The organism is Sphaerospermopsis sp. FACHB-1194, assembly GCF_014696235.1.
In the GTDB taxonomy this organism is placed as follows: Bacteria; Cyanobacteriota; Cyanobacteriia; order Cyanobacteriales; family Nostocaceae; genus Sphaerospermopsis; species Sphaerospermopsis kisseleviana.
Genome location: NZ_JACJPU010000022.1, coordinates 14,419 through 31,554, shown reverse-complemented (window position 1 = coordinate 31,554; position 17,136 = coordinate 14,419). Strand labels below are relative to the sequence as shown.

Below are 17,136 nucleotides of genomic sequence, written 5' to 3'. Positions count from 1 at the left end.
GTAACTACACATCTAAATTATTAGATTTTCAATTGTTTGAGTAGTTTCTTGAATTAAAATTGACGCTTGATATCTGAGTAGATCAGCTTTATACATTTTTCCACCAATTTTATCAGCATAACTTTTATCTTGAGGATGGAGAACTGGTATTGATGCAATATAACTAGAATTAATTTCATCAATCACAGATCCAAAAATCCCACTTTTGAGTAAATTTTGTCCAATTTCACTTTTCAAATAACCGTATAAATAACCAGGATGCAACTTTTCAGGATCAGGAATTATTCTAATAATATGTTCTGATGCTGCAAAACCTTCCCAGTTTTGAGGCACACTTGATACTATTCCTGTAGTACCACTTCTGGTAATTAAAATCCATCCTGCTTTTAAAGCTAATTGTTGATAGTGAATACTGTCTTTTAAAATTCTTTTTTCTGTGACAGGAATTAGTTGTGTAATATTAGAACCTCCCAAAAAAGGAACTGAGTTTTCTAAATCTTCTGTGTATTCACGTTTAAATCTACCAGGGTAAAAAATATCTTTAACTAAATCTCCTAATGGAGTAATTGTTAAAGATAAATCCTGCTTAACAATTGTAATTAACTTATCGCGTAAATCTATTGATGAAGGACGATAATAAGCAGCATTCAAGCGAATATCGGAATTATTTTTGATGAATTGAGAAGAGATAGTAAAAGCTAATTCCGATACTTGACTGGGATTATTTCCAGCTAAAAAAGCATCATAAGCTGTGGAAATTTCAGGTAAATCAACATCTATTTCTGCCGATTCATTATTTTTAAAAATCGGTCTTCCCCGTCTGTCATGTCCGATTTTTTGGGGACAGGCCATAAATATTGGATAATCTAGTTCATCTCTCCATTGAGGATTAGGATTCAATCTTTTTTCAACTACTAAAAGTGATCCTTTTGTTCCTGTATAGGGTTGAAATGTATCTTCCGGTAAATCAACAATTGCAATTATTTTACAATTTGTCATTAACCATTCACGAACAAAACCTTCTTTGGGTCCGCTGAGGATTTGATATGGTACAACTAATACCATTCTACCTATTCCGGGAATTAAAAAATCTAAATTGCGTTCAATAAATAAAATATCTGGTGATCTGGATACAATTTTTTCGGTTGATTTTTGCCATTTATGACCCGCTTTTTTCCAAGCATAAGCTAAAGAGAATCTTTTTAATGTTTCTGTATCTTTAACTACAATCTTTGTACCAAAGGGGGGATTTCCTACCATAAAATATCTAGATTTTGGTTGAATACGCTCAGATATTTCCTTTTTCCAAGTTCCATAAGGAGCTAAACTATCTTGTCTTTCAACCAACATTTTAGGTAGGCTAAAAAATTCCGGTGAAGTGTTAGATATCTGCACCAAGTCTTGATCTACTTCTAACCCAATAAGTAGTTCACTAACTAAATTATTTTGTTCTTCTTCGGTAATTATACTTTCTGCTTGAGCTTTATTAATAATAATGTTTTTTGCACTATGTAAAAAACCAGAAGTTCCACAACTGATATCTGCTAATGTTTGATGTTTTTCTCCTGTAAATCCTACTAAATGTAAAGCTAAATCTACTACATAACGATGGGTAAAAAACTGACCTCCTTCTCTTTTAACTGTATAAACTCTAAATGCTTCTAATGCATCACCTAAAACATCTGTAGGAGTTTTTTTCAAAGATAATCTTTCTAGTTGAAAAACAGCATGATAAAGGGATTGATCATCCAAGTCTAAATTTCCTAATTTTTGCTTTTCATTTCTTTCTAAATCATATTGAGTAAGTAATTTACGCAGACGATTTGCGACTGAGACAACAGCATCAGATGGTATAATTTTATCACCATTTAACCCCTGTGGTAGTTCATTTTCTGCAATATAAAAATTACTTCTGTTATGAGGTTGTTCTTCATCAAATTTTTTCAATAAAATTATTTTTTGAATTTCTGTACCCAAACGGGAAGGAATGCGAATATTACTATTACCATAAAAATGATCATGCAAGTCTGATAAAATTTGCTTTAAATCATAAGCAGGAGTTAAATTAGATTTGAAATGTTGACTGAAAATACTATTTTCTTGATTAATTTCAGCCCAATTAGGTAAAAATGGAGGAAGTTCTTGATATTTTTCTTGAGAATTAAGATAGAAAAGCTTTAAGATTTTACCATTAAACCAAATTATTTTTTTTGCTCCTGAGTCTTGAAATGAGTTTACCCATTCATAGCTAAAGGTAAAGCCATTTTTAGCTATGCTGACCACTAATAATGGTTCTATATGCAGGACAGCATCAGGAGAAAAAACAATAATATCTGCTGCGTAATTTTGACCATTTTTACCTAAAAAGCTAGAGTTTAAAAGTAAGCCATTTGGAGGATAGCCAGATGCTTGTATCCTTCTTAATATTTCCTGTCTTGTTGATTCTAGAGAATTTGCTTGTAACGGGATCTTTTGGGACTTGAGATTACTTGATTTCATGAGATTAGCGCAAATGTTTGCTGAATAAATAACCTTCTCTTTTCTTCCTCTTCCTCTTCTTCCTTCACGCTCTTCGCGTCTTCGTGGTTAATTCCTCCTAAAACAAAAGACGCAGAAAACAACTCTCTGCGTCTTTGCGTGAAAAAACCTAAACCATCCCAGAAGTCTGCACCGTAGGTTGTGGCTGAGGCTGGAACATAAACAGCGAATAAACCACATCACGGCGGATATTCACCATCATATCCAAGAACAACTCATAACCCTCACTCTTGTACTCAATCAGAGGATCTTTTTGCCCATAACCACGCAAACCAACCGACTCCCGCAAAGCATCCATTTGTTGCAAGTGTTCACGCCACAAAGTATCTATGCGTTGCAGAATAAAGAACCTTTCCGCTTGACGCATCAAACCCGGTTGAATTTGATCAATTTCTGCTTCCTTAAGATCATAAGCAATACGCGCTTGTTCATGGAGGAAAGCCTTAATTTCTGGAACTCCCATATCCTCCAACTGACTAGACTGCATATCAGCCAACAGGTAAACAAACTCCTTCACCTTATCCACCAACTTCTCTAACTCCCATTCTTCCGAAGGTAAATCAGGGTTAATGTAATAATCAACGATGTCATCCATCGTTTTCTCAGCATATTTAATTACCTGTTCCTTCAGGTCTTGACCTTCCAACACCCGCCGACGTTCCGCATAAATAGCACGACGTTGGTTATTCATTACCTCGTCATACTCAAATACTTGTTTACGGATGTCATAGTAATAGGTTTCAACCTTTTTCTGAGCGCCTTCCAAACTGCGAGTCAACATACCTGACTCAATAGGCATATCTTCCTCTACTTGGAAAGCATTCATTAAGCCGGCAACGCGATCGCCCCCAAAGATCCTTAACAAGTTATCCTCTAAACTGAGGAAAAATCTCGTTGTTCCAGGGTCTCCTTGTCTGCCCGCCCGTCCGCGCAATTGGTTATCAATGCGTCGTGATTCATGACGTTCAGTACCAATAACGTGCAAACCGCCACGGTTCACCACATCATCATGTTCACTACCAGTAAACTCTTCATACTCATGCTTAATGCGCTGGTAAGCTTCCCGCAATTTCTGAATCACAGGATCATCAGTAGGCGCTTTTTCCGCAGCTACCGCGATTTTTTCTTCCGCTTCCAACTCCGGTAAACTTCTTTCACCGTAAGCTTTTACCGCCACGTCTACCGCTTCTTTTAACAGTTGTTCTGTTTCCTTTGATATCTGAGTGGGGAAAATTTCCGGGGAAGCACGCCAAGTTTTCACCTTTTTACCAGGCACAAAACCCTGTCCTCCACCATGACCGGTAGGAAGTCCAGAAGCCCGTTGAATGCTAAACTCATCATCTTCAGGGCTAACGATCCGGGGCATAAAATATTCCCGCAACTTTAACCGCGCCATATATTCGGAGTTACCACCCAGGATGATATCTGTACCCCGTCCTGCCATGTTGGTGGCAATGGTTACAGCCCCTCTGCGTCCAGCTTGGGCGACAATTTCCGCTTCCCGTTCCACGTTTTCCGGTCTAGCATTTAGCAACTCATGGGGAATTTCTATTTCCTTCAAGAGACGGCTAAGAAGTTCGGATTTTTCTACACTGGTCGTACCCACTAACACAGGTCTACCTTGTTCGTGCATTTCCGCACATTCTTTAGCGATCGCCTGCCATTTACCCATTTCCGTCTTAAACACCATATCCGATAAATCTTGGCGTTTTCTCACCCGGTTGGTAGGAATAATGCTTACTTCCAACTTATAAATCTTTTCAAATTCCACCTCTTCCGTCTTCGCTGTTCCTGTCATTCCTCCCAACTTAGGATACAGCAAAAACAGATTTTGATAGGTAATAGTTGCCAGAGTTTGGGTTTCTGGTTGAATGTCTACCCGTTCCTTCGCTTCAATAGCTTGGTGCAGTCCATCACTCCAACGTCGTCCCGGTAATACCCGACCGGTAAATTCATCAACGATCACCACTTCCCCATTACGAACAATATAATTCACGTCTTTGAGAAATAGTTCCTTACCTTTAATCGCATTAAACACAAAATGCGCCCAAGGATTTTCAGGATCAAACAAATCAGTTACATTTAAAAGGTTTTCCGCTTCTGCAAAACCTTCATCCGTTAACAGAACGTTACGCGCCTTTTCGTCTACTTCGTAATGTTCATCTTTTTTAAGAGTAAAAGCAATTTCTGCCGCTTGTAAATACTTTTCTGTCGGTCTTTCCACCTGTCCAGAAATAATTAGCGGTGTCCGTGCTTCATCAATCAGAATCGAATCTACTTCATCAATAACACAATAATTAAAGGGACGCTGCACCACCTCCGCCATAGAAGTGGCCATATTATCCCGCAGGTAGTCAAAACCGATTTCACTGTTAGTTACATAAGTAATATCACAGTCATAGTTTTTCTTCCGTTCTGTGGGACTCATGCTGGCTTGAATTAGCCCCACACTTAAACCCAAGAAACGGTGAACCTGTCCCATCCATTCCGCGTCCCGACGTGCCAGGTAATCGTTCACTGTAATAACGTGAACACCTTTACCCGTGAGGGCATTTAAATAACTCGGTAAGGTAGCCACCAAGGTTTTACCTTCACCGGTTTTCATTTCCGCTATTTGCCCAGTATGCAGAATTGCCCCACCGAGTAACTGTACATCAAAATGTCGTAATCCTAACACCCGTCGAGCAGATTCACGAACAACCGCAAAAGCCTCTGGTAGAATATCATCAAGGCTTTCACCCTTAGATATACGTTGTCTAAACTCAGTAGTTTTACTTTTTAATTCATCATCAGAGAGTGCTTTAATTTCTTCCTCTAAGAGATTAATTTCTGTAATGTAAGGCTGGTATTTTTTTAGTTTACGAGCGTTGGGATCGCCCAACAATAGTTTTAGCATGGCAGTTTATAGAACTAGAACAAGGGGAATGGAAATTAAAGGTTTAGCTAAAAGCTATATAATTATAGACGCTTAACTCAACCCAACCGTTTTGGTGGTGGATGGGTAGAAAATGAGAATCAACTCAAAACCGAAATGAAAATTTACCAATCACCCGATTTTGTGATTGGTTTTAACTCATATCTTATAGTTAAACTTCTTTCATAGTATCATTTTGCCACTAGAACAGGTGACTGGGGACTGGTGACTGGTGACTGGTGACTGGGTAATCAATTTGATGTTTCCCAATCAACTATCAACTATCAACTATCAACTATCAACTATCAACTATTATCACCAATTTATTTTTCCCATTCTGCTGTCAGTTGGCGGAAATTATACTCATTTGCACCAGGATGGCAACTAACACAACTACCCATTGTTACAGGATTTGGTAATTCTACACCAGGATGTAAAGCTTTAAAATAACGTGATCTGTTTAAACGATAGGGTGTTTCTTCGTCTTGCAGTTGCACACGGGAAAAGGTAGAAACATATTTCCATACTAAATTGCGTTGTATTCCTATTAAGGGCGTAATAGTTGCGCCATAGTGCTGGGAGTCTTCCAAGATATTTTTCCAGGTTTGGGTAGGAAATACCTCTGGTGGTAAAGCTAGATGACAGGTTGAACAGTTTTCTATATATAATTCTTTTCCTAACTTATATTGTGCGCGTACTACGTCAACTGTACCAATTTCCGGAGGGTTTGCTGCTTGGGTGCTGGTGGCTAGACCTAGTATAAATCCTATGGCGACACTCCAACCGAAAATAATCAGCATGACTATCAGTAGTTGGCGTTTGAGTTTTTTGTGGGATGATTTAGGTTTAAACATACTAGGCATAAATAGCATTATGGTAAAAGTGAATATTTTGGTTTTTGTATACACCTGATATTTAGATAGATTTTATTATAATTTGTTGCATTAATTTCTATTTACTTGCAGGTTTTATCATTCCTTTCAAAAAGTGGAATACCATAATCTTCTAAAAAATCCTGTGCTAATGCTTGCCAACTGGCATTTAATCTAGGGTAAAATTCAGGAGTACAAACATAAGCTTCTAAATTTAAACCTGCATAATTCCTTTCTAGTTTATCATCAAATAAATCTATAGTATTTTTTAATTGTCTAATCGCATCTACTCTATTTTTGTTTACCTTCTTCAAACTGGTTGCATTTAATTTGAACTCTACAAAACAGAAATAACTTTCATCAAAAAATACAAAATCACAATGAGAATCACCAAATCCTAAAAGTCCCTGTTTACCATCAATAGGAATAAAAGCAACTCCCGTAGCATGAATGATATTAAATAATTTGCTGCTATCAAAACCATGAATTATAGTTTCCACACCATTGATTTTTAGAATAAATGTATTATCATCGAAATCAATACTGACAATGATAAGATAAAAGATTGTCCTTTATAGTCTATCACAGAAAACTCTGCTCTCAATTCTATTTGTAGAATATTAGGAAACTTAGGAAACGCATTTGATAGCAGTTCTTTAATATCGTCAAATTTGCTCATCTTCTTTTAAAAGTTCTAGCGTGGATACTGTATAAAGTCTGAAAATCACCACCCAAAATTTCGGAAACAGTATCCAGATAATTTTGTTGAATAGTACCTTTTTCAGTATTAAAAATAGACTCACAATAATGCGTTGTTTCAGAAGATTGATTACCTAATGAATAAGCTGAAAAATCTTCAGCTTGTAACCAACAATCTTTAGGGATTATTTGTGTTACTTCAACTTCTGCATCGGGATTTTTGACAACTACTCTATTCGCAAATAGAAGATTATTAAAAACTGTAAGTACATAAGGACTATGAGTGGTGATGATGAGTTGATTATCATCATTTTGATTAACCATTAAAGATAATAACTCAATCAGTTGTTTTTGTGCAATAGGGAATAAATGGGCTTCTGGCTCTTCCAATATTCTTAATATTTTGGTATTATCAAGAATATTCAGGAATATATCTTGTAAAATCCTTATAGATTCTTGCTGTCCTGATGAAGCATTAGAAAGATGAACATACTCTCCTTTTTGAGTGTTAAATATAATTTTTTCTCCCCAATTATCAATCCTGTATTCACCTTTTATTATTTCATCTATTCGGTTTTTGATACCATATAATTTTTGTTGTATATTTTCATCATCTTCATAACTTTCAATTAGTCCCTCAAAATTATCAAATTTTTTGAATGTGTCTTTAATTCTCGCAACTTTTTCCATAAATTTCAACATTAAAGTTTCATCTATTGTTTGTTGCTTACGCTGAAATGCTTTTTTGTTATTTTCCCTTTCCTCATTTTCCTCTATTGGTTTATTCCTATTTTCTTCTAAACTATTTTGAATACTTGCCGATAAGTATCTTTCAAAAAAATCAGAATAACTTACTGTCGCATTTCTACCTGCAATTACAAACAATGAATCTGTTTGATTACTTTCAAATAATTCATTCAACAACTTAGAAAGCCGTTGAGCATATCTAATTCTATTTTTCTCATACGTCAATTGTTCGTAAATATTGTTTGTACTTAAATCTTGTTGAAGAAGTTTTTTAATATTGCTTACAGAATTTTTAAAATCCTCATTAAAGAAATTATCACTGAATCGAGAATCTAGTTTTTTCTTATCATTAAGGGTTAATCTCAACCATTTATCTTCTTCAAGACTATAATAAAATGTTATTTCAAAATCAGGTAAGTGTAATGTAGAACCGAAAAAGTCGTAAAATTTTTCTCTTACGGGAAACATAATATCACGCAGTTTATCAAAATTCGCTTTTTCTGCATCCTGATATATTTGACTAAACAAATCATCTCTTAGTGATTTAAAAAAATAAATCAATTTAGCAATAGTGCTTTTACCGCTTGCTTGTTCACCAATTAAAACTAATACTTTTCTAACTTCAATCTCTGCATATTCAATAGCACCGAAGTTTTTGATAATAATTTTCTGCATGATTATAAACTGTCGTTTTATCCAATAAATTTATTATAGTTGTAACAGGTGCAAGATGTAACTATACAAAAACAAACTTTTACATCTGTCACCTGTTACCTCTCACCTTTAAGGAATAGCAACCGATCGCAATATCCGATCAACTATCGTTTTCGCATTCCTTCCCCCTCTAGGAATCAAACGATGACTCAAAACATAAGGCGCTAAAAACTTCACATCATCGGGTATTGCATATTCTCTACCTAATATAAAAGCTAATGCTTGGGCAGCTTTTTGTAATGCCACACTACCACGAGGACTAACACCTAAAGTAATTTCCTCATCCTGTCTCGTAGTTCTCACCAATTCTAAAATATATTCTTGTAAAGATGTTTCTACTTTTACCTGTGAACAAAGTTGACGTAATTGTGCAACTTCTTCCAAAGTAATACAAGGTTGTAAATCAGTAACTTGTACACCCTCCTGAAGATTTTGCAACATTTGTAATTCTTCTGTTTCCGAAGGATAACCCAAACTCAAGGAAAGCATAAACCAGTCCATTTGTGCTTCTGGTAAAGGAAATGTTCCTTGGTATTCGACGGGGTTTTGAGTAGCAGTTGAAATTTACCATCTACAGAACGCGCTAAAGATTTCGCCAGCAAGGTTTTACCAACACCAGGTACATCTTCTAATAAAGCATGACCACCACCAAGCAAAGCAACTAAAACCAAGCGTACTGCTTCATTTTTACCAACGATGGTACGAGCCAGATTTTGGGTTAAAGCGTCAATTTTTTCTCTCATTCTCTTTAGGTAATTGGTAATTGGTAATTGGTAATTAATTTATTCTTCCCAGTCACCAGTCACCAATCACCAGTCACCAGTCACCAATCACCAATATATATATTGTTCCCCAGTTATCATTCAAATTCAGTATGTCCTATTTAAAATTTCTTTGGCTATGGTGCAGTCAAGTTGAATTTGGGTTTTCAGAGCTTCTATATCAGCAAATTTTTGTTCTGGGCGTAAAAATTTGACTAACTCTACCACCAATGTTTTACCGTACAAATCACCAGACCAATCAAATAAATGTACTTCTATTGTTGAGTATGTACCGTTGATAGTGGGACGGTTGCCAATATTCATCACGCCTAATTTTACGCCTAATTTTTCCACAGGAGCGGTATCAGGGGTTTCACTGTGAATGAAAACCCGCACAGCGTAAACTCCCAGACGGGGTAAAAATTTATCTTTTGGAAGTTGCAAGTTAGCAGTAGGAAAACCAATGGTTCTACCTAATTTTTGCCCTGTTATCACCACACCAGTTAAACTATAAGGTCTTCCCAGTAAGCGGGTTGCTCTAGTCATATCTCCTAATTCTAAACTTTGGCGAATTGAGGAAGTGCTAATACGACCATCTTCTGTGAAATCATTGGGGATATTATCAGTATTGTTGGGAAAATTTACTGTATCAGTTTGTATGGGAACTATAGTTACAGGTATATTGTACTGAGCAGCGATAATTTGCAAATCTTTGGCGTTACCCATGCGTTTTTTGCCAAAACAGAAATCTTCCCCAACACTGATTTTTTGACATTGCAGTTTTTCGACAAGGATTTTTTTGACAAAATCTTCTGGTGATAAAGCAGATAATTCTCTATCAAAGGGTAATAATACAAGTTGTTCTACACCTAGCGATCGCAGTTGTTCGACTTTTTCATCTAGGGGAGTTAACAAAGCACGGGGTTGACCAGTAAAAAACTCCTGGGGATGAGGATCAAAGGTAACAACCGTTGAATATGTATGGTTTGGGGATGATGGTACGGTTAATAATTGAGAGGGATGATCTGGTGAGTATTTTGGTAATTTATCCCCATTTCCCCGCCCATTTTCACTTACTGCTGAATGCAAAATTGGTTGAATTACTCTTTGATGACCAAGATGAACACCATCAAATTTACCAAGAGCAACAGCAGTTGGTGTTAGTAGCTGTTCAGTAGAAGCAGCAACCCACATAGAACACCCCCAAAAAAAACAACCAGCCTCAGACAAATTTAGCACTTGGATTCAGGGATTTTAGGTTTATTTTCGTTATCAGCGTTTGCCAACCTCTGCCTTTTAGACGTATTTGAGGCTTGGAGCAGGTGTAGGGTAAGGGGTGCAGGGTGTAAAATTAGCAGACCCATTACCTTGTTTACCAATTACAAATTAGTAATTATCCTAAAAAATTACCTTTTTTAACATTTTTGAATAAGTATCGTCTTGGGGAAGTTATATCTTGTCCAATGATGACGGTCATCATTTAAGAACTGTTCTCTCTCACACTTGTCAAGAGTCACCTATCACCTAAACGATTATTTTATGACTTACGTAAAGGTAATGATTTAGAGACAGCATCTAATACAGGAACATCCAGTATTAATCCCTCTCTGGCCATAATTGCACCAGGAAATTTCTCCGCTGCTTGTTTACCCACATTATCTAAAAAATCATCATTGTGGGCAGGATCATGGTGATAAATGACCAATGTTTTCACGTTGGCTGCTTGGGCTATTTTCACCGCTTCTTGCCAAGTAGAATGTCCCCAACCAATTTTTGGTGATTTAGCCCAAGAGTATTCTTCATCAGTGTAGGTGGAATCATAAATCAAAATATCGGCATTGCGTGATAGCCAGAGGACATTTTCATCTAATCTATCAGGAAAATGTTCTGTATCTGTGATGTAAACGGCTGCTCCACCACACCAGTTAACTCGATATCCTACGGCTTCACCTGGATGGTTTAAATGTGTCGTTTCTATGGTAATGTCCTCAATGTGAATTGGTTCACCTGCTTTAACAGTATAAAAATTCAAGTTGGCCTGCATAATCTGCAAGGGTACAGGGAAGTTGGGATGAAGCATTTGGTCATTGAGACGTTGCTCAATGGTTGAGCCATCGGGGGCGATCGCACCGTAGATATTAAATTTATTTCCTTTGATAAAAGCCGGAGTAAAGAATGGAAACCCCTGTAGATGATCCCAATGGGAGTGAGTAAAGAAGATATGACCCTCTACAGGCATTTGGGACAGTAAAGATTGTCCCAAAACGTGAACTCCTGTACCACAATCAAAAATCAAACGTTTACCCCCCACTTGCATGGCAACACAAGGGGTATTACCTCCATAACGGACGGTGTGTGGACCAGGACAGGGGATACTACCCCTAACGCCCCAAAACTGCACTGTAAATTGATTCTCTATCCTAGACATGGTTGTTGGTTGCTGGACTGAGCGGGCGATAAATCAAAAAAATGCTGCTTATTTTTCTAGTTTAAAGTGTAAATTTTACGGTAATGGTTTTAATTTAGACTTGAGTCTTTGGAAATACAGAAAAATTTAAGTAAAGTTAAATTTCCATGTAGACAATTTATGCAGTCCATTGGCATAAGTAAGATTGTATTGCAAAGGAGTAATACTAATGAAATTTTTACGGATAACTTCTACATCTATGGGAATGTGTGGGGGTAAATTTAACCCTGGTGTTGGTTCGACATCTTCTAAAACTTCTCCAGTTAACCAGTAATAAGTTTTGCCACGGGGGTCAACTCGCTTATCGAAAACGTCAACATAGCGACGCACTCCTTGACGAGTGAGAGTGACACCAGCTATTTCTTCCCAAGAGATTGGGGGAATGTTGACGTTAAGTAACATTAAATCTGGTAAGGGTTCTACTGCCAGATGGTCTACTAGCAGTTTGGCAAATTTGGCAGCTGGCTGAAAGTCTTTGTGTGTATGACTGGTGAGACTCAAAGCAATACTAGGAACGCCCTCAATCATACCTTCCATTGCTGCCGAAACAGTTCCAGAGTAAAGAATTTCTGTTCCTAAATTCGCACCTTGGTTAATTCCTGATAATACCAAATCTGGGGGGGAATCGAGTAACGCCCACAATGCCAATTTTACACAATCGGAAGGTGTACCGTCACAAGCCCAAGCATTAACAGCAGGATGAAACAGGGCTTCAACCATTTCAGCGCGAATTGGTTGATGTAAGGTTAATCCGTGTCCAGTTGCCGATCGCTCTCGATCTGGACAAACTACACTCACTTGATGACCAGCTTCGGCTAGGGTGTTGGCTAAGGTGCGAATACCTAAAGCGGAAATTCCATCGTCGTTGCTTATTAGTAATTTCATCTGTTATTGGGGAAAAGGTGATTGGTAATTAATAATTAGTTCATGGTCTGTTGTCAGTGTTTTTGGTAACAACTGCAAAAAAAACTTTTCTCATGCTCTCTAGCTTCTAAACTGTAAACAGAGGAAAGTTTCACCTTGTGGCATTGACTGGTTTATGGCACATTGCTAAGGTTAATTGTCCTTTGTCAGTTGTTGGTTGTTTGTATTTTGCCACTGACTACTGACTACTGACCACTGACCGAAAAATTTTAGATTTTGGATTTTAGATTGTGGATTGAGAATTTTCGGGATAAACTCGGCCTTTTCAGGGCAGAATTAATCCAAAATACTCTCTGCGCTGCCTACGCTTCGCTAACGCCAATCTAAAATCCTCAAGCTCCACATTTTAGGGTGGAGTAAATCCAAAATCCAAAATCGTAAATCTAAAATTGATTGACCCCTGACTAATAATTAATCACGAATGACTAGCAATTTAGAGGAACAACTTTTAGTATTACGGCAGGAAGGAGAAACAGCGATCGCTGCTGCTGATACCCTAGAACGCCTGGAAGAACTGCGAGTTAACTATTTGGGCAAAAAAGGTCAACTGGGGGCGCTGTTACGCAGCATGGGACAAATGAGTGCGGAGGAACGTCCTAAAATTGGGGCGATCGCCAATACAGTTAAGGAAGCTTTACAAAACAGTCTTGACCAGCAACGCACCGCTTTAGAAACTGCCCAAATTCAAGCACAGCTAGAGTCTGAAACTTTAGATGTGACTATGCCCGGTATTTACCGTCCCCAAGGTCGCATTCATCCCCTCAATGGTATCATTGACCAAGCTCTAGATATCTTTGTCGGTATGGGTTATACTGTCGCCCAGGGGTCAGAGATGGAAACAGATTACTACAATTTTGAAGCCCTCAACACCCCTCCTGACCACCCAGCCCGTGATATGCAGGATACTTTCTATTTGCCAGATGGAAATTTACTGCGGACTCACACCTCATCGGTGCAAATTCGCTACATGGAAAAAGAAGAACCACCATTTAAAATTGTTGCCCCTGGTCGAGTTTACCGCAGAGACGATGTAGACGCTACCCACTCGGCTGTTTTCCATCAAATTGAACTTTTAGCAGTTGATGAAGGTTTAACTTTTACAGATTTGAAAGGCACGGTAAAGATATTTTTACAAGCGATGTTTGGTGATTTACCCATTCGTTTCCGCGCTAGTTATTTTCCTTTTACCGAACCTTCTGCGGAAGTTGATTTACAGTGGAATGGGCGCTGGTTAGAAGTAATGGGTTGCGGTATGGTTGACCCCAATGTATTAAAATCTGTGGGTTATGATCCAGAGATTTATAGTGGTTTTGCTGCTGGTTTTGGTGTAGAACGTTTTGCGATGGTTTTACATCAAATTGATGATATTCGCCGTTTGTATAATAGCGATTTGCGCTTTTTAAGGCAGTTTTAACTAATTATCAGTGGTCAATAGTCAGTAGGATAACCACTGAAAAACTGACTAATGACTACTGAATAATTTTTACAATGAACACAAATTTCACAATTATCAATTATTCAAAGAGGATTTATTGATATTGAGTAAACCTTTGACTATTTATATGGATTCCTGTTGTTTCTGCCGTCTTTTAGACGATCCCATACAGTATCGAGTTCGGTTAGAAACTGAAGCAGTAGTCTCAATTCTAGAATATTGCGATCGCGGCGATTTAGTCTTAGTCAACAGTGATGCTCTAGAGTTTGAGCTTCAAAAAATTCCTGATTCTGGTAATCGTGATCAGATTTTAGCTTTTTTAGGTGCAGCAAATATCTTTGTTGAGTCAAATGAAGATATAGAATCTAGAGCAGAGATTTTATGTGGACTAGGTTTTACTTTATATGATTCATTAGACATCTCCACAATAGAATGTATTAATTTGTCATAAGTTGTAGGGGCGAAGCTTATGGGCGATAATTTAACGGAAAAATCAGACATCTAGATATCCCATAAGCTTCGCCCTGCCCCCATAAATAGGTTCCATAATTTCTTTTCTGGAGATGTCTATTGCATTTAGCGTTTGCAGAAGCAGCGGCAGTAACAGTCTTTCTGACGACAGATGATCGACTGTTAAGAAAAGCAAGGAATTATATTAATGATGTTAAAATAAATGTGGCTAATCCCGTCAATTGGTTAATGGAAAATCAAAAGTTAATTCAGGAGTTTTAAAAATGAAAGCCAGTGAAATTTCCAGAAGAGGCTACCAAGCACTAATCCAAGAATTAGGTTATGGTGGTGCTGCTAGATTTTTACTAAGATTTGAATCCGGTTTTGGAGATTATACAAAAGATCGTCATCAATGGCTAGATCAATTAACAATGGATGACTTTCGTAATTATATTCAACAAAAACGCCAACAAAAATAAAGGTAAGTATTCAGCTATCAGCGGACAGCAGTCAGCTTTTTAAAGGTTACGCCAAAAATCACGCTAGTGATAATCTACGGTTTTATTAAATATTCTGACTCCTGACTCCTGACTCCTGAATTATTACAAATAAAGTAATCATTTTTTACAATTATCACAATGTCCACAACGCAAATTTTCCGCTTCTTTCCCAAACCCAAAAGCAGTTAACAAAAACTGCCAACGACATTTTTTACTATACAAATATTCACTCATCTGTTTAGCAGCTTGTAATTGCATTTGTGGCTGTTTTCCCGACTTTGCAGAAATTGTATAATGAAAAGGATCAAGCCATTGTAATTGTCCACTACTATGAAGTAAAGAAAGCGCCGTTGCACCATCAGGAAATTGTTTAATTACAGATGTTACTTCTCCTTGTTTTGGTAACTGTTTCGCTAACTGTTGTGCTTTTTGTTGTTGTTTCAATATTTGTTGTTCAAAAAACTGCTGTCTTTGCTTATCTTCAGCATCTAAAAAACCCGTTGGTTCACTAATTAAAGTTAACGCTTCCGCTGGTTTTCCATCTCTTCCCGCACGTCCAATTTCCTGCACATATTCCGATAATAAAAGTGGTGCTTGAAAGTGAATCACCCAACGGACATCTGGCTTATTTATCCCCATTCCAAAAGCGCAGGTACAAACCACAAACGGCATTTTTCCATTTAACCAACTTGCTTCTAATGCGCGTCTTTCTGTTGCACCTAAACCCGCATGATAACTAGCAGTATTATACCCTAATTCTATTAACCATGCTGCTAATTCTTCACTATCTTTACGAGTTCTCACATAAATCAAACCTGCTTGATTTTGGTGATTTTTAATGAACTTTAATAATTGTTGTTTTCTACCTTTCGGAGTCCAAGCGATTTTAACACTAAGATGTAAATTATTCCGGTAAGGATTGAGTTTATAACTATCAGGTTTTTGTAACTGTAAAACTTCAGAAATTATCTTTTGTGCAGCAGGATCAGCCGTTGCTGTAAAAGCAGCTATACTAATTTTTGTACCTGGTGGTTTTGTTTTTAATAAAGCTGGACGTACAGCACCCAAACGTCGATAAGCTGGACGAAATGTATCACCCCACTGCACTAAACAATGGGCTTCATCTAATATCAAACCATTAATTTGTAATTGGGGATGAGATAATCTTTCCCACACATGAGGACTGAATAAAGTTTCTGGTGATAAATATAATAATCTTAATTGTTGTTTTTCTAAAGCTTGCAAAGTTGCCCGACGTTGATAAGTAGGTAGTTCACTATGTAAAAGTGCAGCTTTTTGATTTCGTTGTTTTAGTTCTTCTACTTGGTTTTCCATCAATGCAACCAAGGGAGAAACTACTAAAGTTAACCCGGTTTTTAATAGTGCAGGAAGTTGAAAACAAATTGATTTTCCCCCTCCTGTGGGCATAATAATTAAAGCGTCTTTTTGGGATAATAAACTTTTGACAATTTCTCCCTGTGGAGGACGAAAATCATCATAACCCCAGATTTGTTTTAATGCAGTGCGGAGTTCTGTTAATGATGTAGTGGAGTGATTCATAGAAAAATTTAAGCCTAAATCATTATTTTATGCAGAAATTTGATTAATGCCTACTTGATAAATTACCTGTTCTCGTACTGAATTTGCAGCCGCTACAGCTATTTCTTGCCAATCGCTATCTAATAGTAAAATACTTAAAAGTGACTTTAATACATCCCGATTAGATATAAATTCGTCAATATTATATAATTCATCTTGCTTTAAAATATCTTGCAGTCCTGATAAAGCCACAGGTTCAGGTAATTGAAGTCTTTGAATCAAACATTTCTGTGCTACTTCTAAAGCTGTTTTTTCCCCTATACCCAAATTCCATTCTTGTAAAAGTAACCGCAGTTCTCGGTTGAGTGATACGCGCAACTGTGTCAACCTTCCAAACATTCCAGGATTTTGCAATAAAGCGGGAACTGCTAAACCCCATTCTAACCCTGCGGTTACATCACAGTCAGTTTCATCTTCAATTTCAATTGCTTCTTGAAGAGATGTAGGATTAAAAAGTATGTCAATAGCTGCTGCTACATTGTGATTATTATTCATAAATTTTTTCCTATATTGATA

Annotated in this window: 13 protein-coding genes and 1 pseudogene; 3 read left to right on the top strand and 11 right to left on the bottom strand. The window is 37.2% G+C overall.

Annotated elements, in window-relative coordinates; genetic code table 11:
- Positions 1-12 precede the first annotated feature (12 nt).
- From H6F45_RS14165 to surE, 9 genes and pseudogenes are all read right to left on the bottom strand, one after another.
- The gene (locus tag H6F45_RS14165; protein WP_190347478.1) at positions 13-2,499 is read right to left on the bottom strand and encodes an N-6 DNA methylase; all 2,487 of its coding nucleotides are present in this window, start codon (positions 2,497-2,499) and stop codon (positions 13-15) included.
- Positions 2,500-2,647: 148 nt separating this feature from the next.
- Positions 2,648-5,434, bottom strand: coding sequence for a preprotein translocase subunit SecA (gene secA / locus H6F45_RS14160; protein ID WP_190347477.1), 2,787 nt, complete (start codon positions 5,432-5,434; stop codon positions 2,648-2,650).
- A gap of 341 nt (positions 5,435-5,775) precedes the next feature.
- Positions 5,776-6,315: a cytochrome C gene (locus H6F45_RS14155; protein ID WP_137667346.1), complete on the bottom strand. Its 540-nt coding sequence runs from the start codon at positions 6,313-6,315 to the stop codon at positions 5,776-5,778.
- Between the two features lie 92 nt (positions 6,316-6,407).
- Entirely contained in the window at positions 6,408-6,824 is a 417-nt protein-coding gene (locus H6F45_RS14150) for a hypothetical protein (protein WP_199301823.1), read from the bottom strand.
- Positions 6,825-6,999: 175 nt separating this feature from the next.
- Positions 7,000-8,445 carry an AAA family ATPase gene (locus H6F45_RS14145; protein WP_190347476.1) on the bottom strand — a complete coding sequence of 482 codons (1,446 nt, stop codon included), beginning with the start codon at positions 8,443-8,445 and terminating at the stop codon, positions 7,000-7,002.
- 108 nt (positions 8,446-8,553) lie between these two features.
- A pseudogene (locus H6F45_RS14140) lies at positions 8,554-9,227 on the bottom strand (MoxR family ATPase).
- A 126-nt stretch (positions 9,228-9,353) separates the two neighbouring features.
- Complete coding sequence (locus tag H6F45_RS14135) at positions 9,354-10,484, bottom strand: bifunctional riboflavin kinase/FAD synthetase (RefSeq protein ID WP_096572197.1); 1,131 nt, start codon at positions 10,482-10,484, stop codon at positions 9,354-9,356.
- Between the two features lie 298 nt (positions 10,485-10,782).
- Positions 10,783-11,673, bottom strand: a complete 891-nt coding sequence (locus H6F45_RS14130; RefSeq protein ID WP_190347475.1) for an MBL fold metallo-hydrolase — start codon at positions 11,671-11,673, stop codon at positions 10,783-10,785.
- A 126-nt stretch (positions 11,674-11,799) separates the two neighbouring features.
- Positions 11,800-12,597, bottom strand: coding sequence for a 5'/3'-nucleotidase SurE (gene surE / locus H6F45_RS14125; protein WP_190347474.1), 798 nt, complete (start codon positions 12,595-12,597; stop codon positions 11,800-11,802).
- 460 nt (positions 12,598-13,057) lie between these two features.
- Here surE and pheS point away from each other — a divergent pair, with 460 nt between their 5' ends.
- From pheS to H6F45_RS14110, 3 genes are all read left to right on the top strand, one after another.
- Positions 13,058-14,050 (top strand): phenylalanine--tRNA ligase subunit alpha, encoded by a 993-nt coding sequence (gene pheS / locus H6F45_RS14120; RefSeq protein ID WP_096572200.1) that lies wholly within the window; start codon positions 13,058-13,060, stop codon positions 14,048-14,050.
- A 124-nt stretch (positions 14,051-14,174) separates the two neighbouring features.
- Entirely contained in the window at positions 14,175-14,522 is a 348-nt protein-coding gene (locus H6F45_RS14115; protein ID WP_190347473.1) for a PIN domain-containing protein, read from the top strand.
- A 283-nt stretch (positions 14,523-14,805) separates the two neighbouring features.
- Entirely contained in the window at positions 14,806-15,000 is a 195-nt protein-coding gene (locus H6F45_RS14110; protein WP_137667341.1) for a hypothetical protein, read from the top strand.
- A 138-nt stretch (positions 15,001-15,138) separates the two neighbouring features.
- Here H6F45_RS14110 and H6F45_RS14105 read toward each other — a convergent pair whose 3' ends face one another.
- Both H6F45_RS14105 and H6F45_RS14100 read right to left on the bottom strand, forming a co-directional pair.
- Positions 15,139-16,581, bottom strand: coding sequence for an ATP-dependent DNA helicase RecQ (locus H6F45_RS14105; protein WP_190347472.1), 1,443 nt, complete (start codon positions 16,579-16,581; stop codon positions 15,139-15,141).
- A gap of 27 nt (positions 16,582-16,608) precedes the next feature.
- On the bottom strand, positions 16,609-17,115 hold the full coding sequence (locus H6F45_RS14100) for a hypothetical protein (RefSeq protein WP_190347471.1): 507 nt from the start codon (positions 17,113-17,115) through the stop codon (positions 16,609-16,611).
- Positions 17,116-17,136: the final 21 nt, after the last annotated feature.

Bases quoted from the DNA above. Each gene is read 5' to 3' on its own strand.
- H6F45_RS14165 (WP_190347478.1), bottom strand. From the start codon at position 2,499: ATGAAATCAAGTAATCTCAAGTCCCAAAAGATCCCGTTACAAGCAAAT.
- secA (WP_190347477.1), bottom strand. From the start codon at position 5,434: ATGCTAAAACTATTGTTGGGCGATCCCAACGCTCGTAAACTAAAAAAA.
- H6F45_RS14155 (WP_137667346.1), bottom strand. From the start codon at position 6,315: ATGCCTAGTATGTTTAAACCTAAATCATCCCACAAAAAACTCAAACGC.
- H6F45_RS14145 (WP_190347476.1), bottom strand. From the start codon at position 8,445: ATGCAGAAAATTATTATCAAAAACTTCGGTGCTATTGAATATGCAGAG.
- H6F45_RS14130 (WP_190347475.1), bottom strand. From the start codon at position 11,673: ATGTCTAGGATAGAGAATCAATTTACAGTGCAGTTTTGGGGCGTTAGG.
- surE (WP_190347474.1), bottom strand. From the start codon at position 12,597: ATGAAATTACTAATAAGCAACGACGATGGAATTTCCGCTTTAGGTATT.
- pheS (WP_096572200.1), top strand. From the start codon at position 13,058: ATGACTAGCAATTTAGAGGAACAACTTTTAGTATTACGGCAGGAAGGA.
- H6F45_RS14110 (WP_137667341.1), top strand. From the start codon at position 14,806: ATGAAAGCCAGTGAAATTTCCAGAAGAGGCTACCAAGCACTAATCCAA.
- H6F45_RS14105 (WP_190347472.1), bottom strand. From the start codon at position 16,581: ATGAATCACTCCACTACATCATTAACAGAACTCCGCACTGCATTAAAA.
- H6F45_RS14100 (WP_190347471.1), bottom strand. From the start codon at position 17,115: ATGAATAATAATCACAATGTAGCAGCAGCTATTGACATACTTTTTAAT.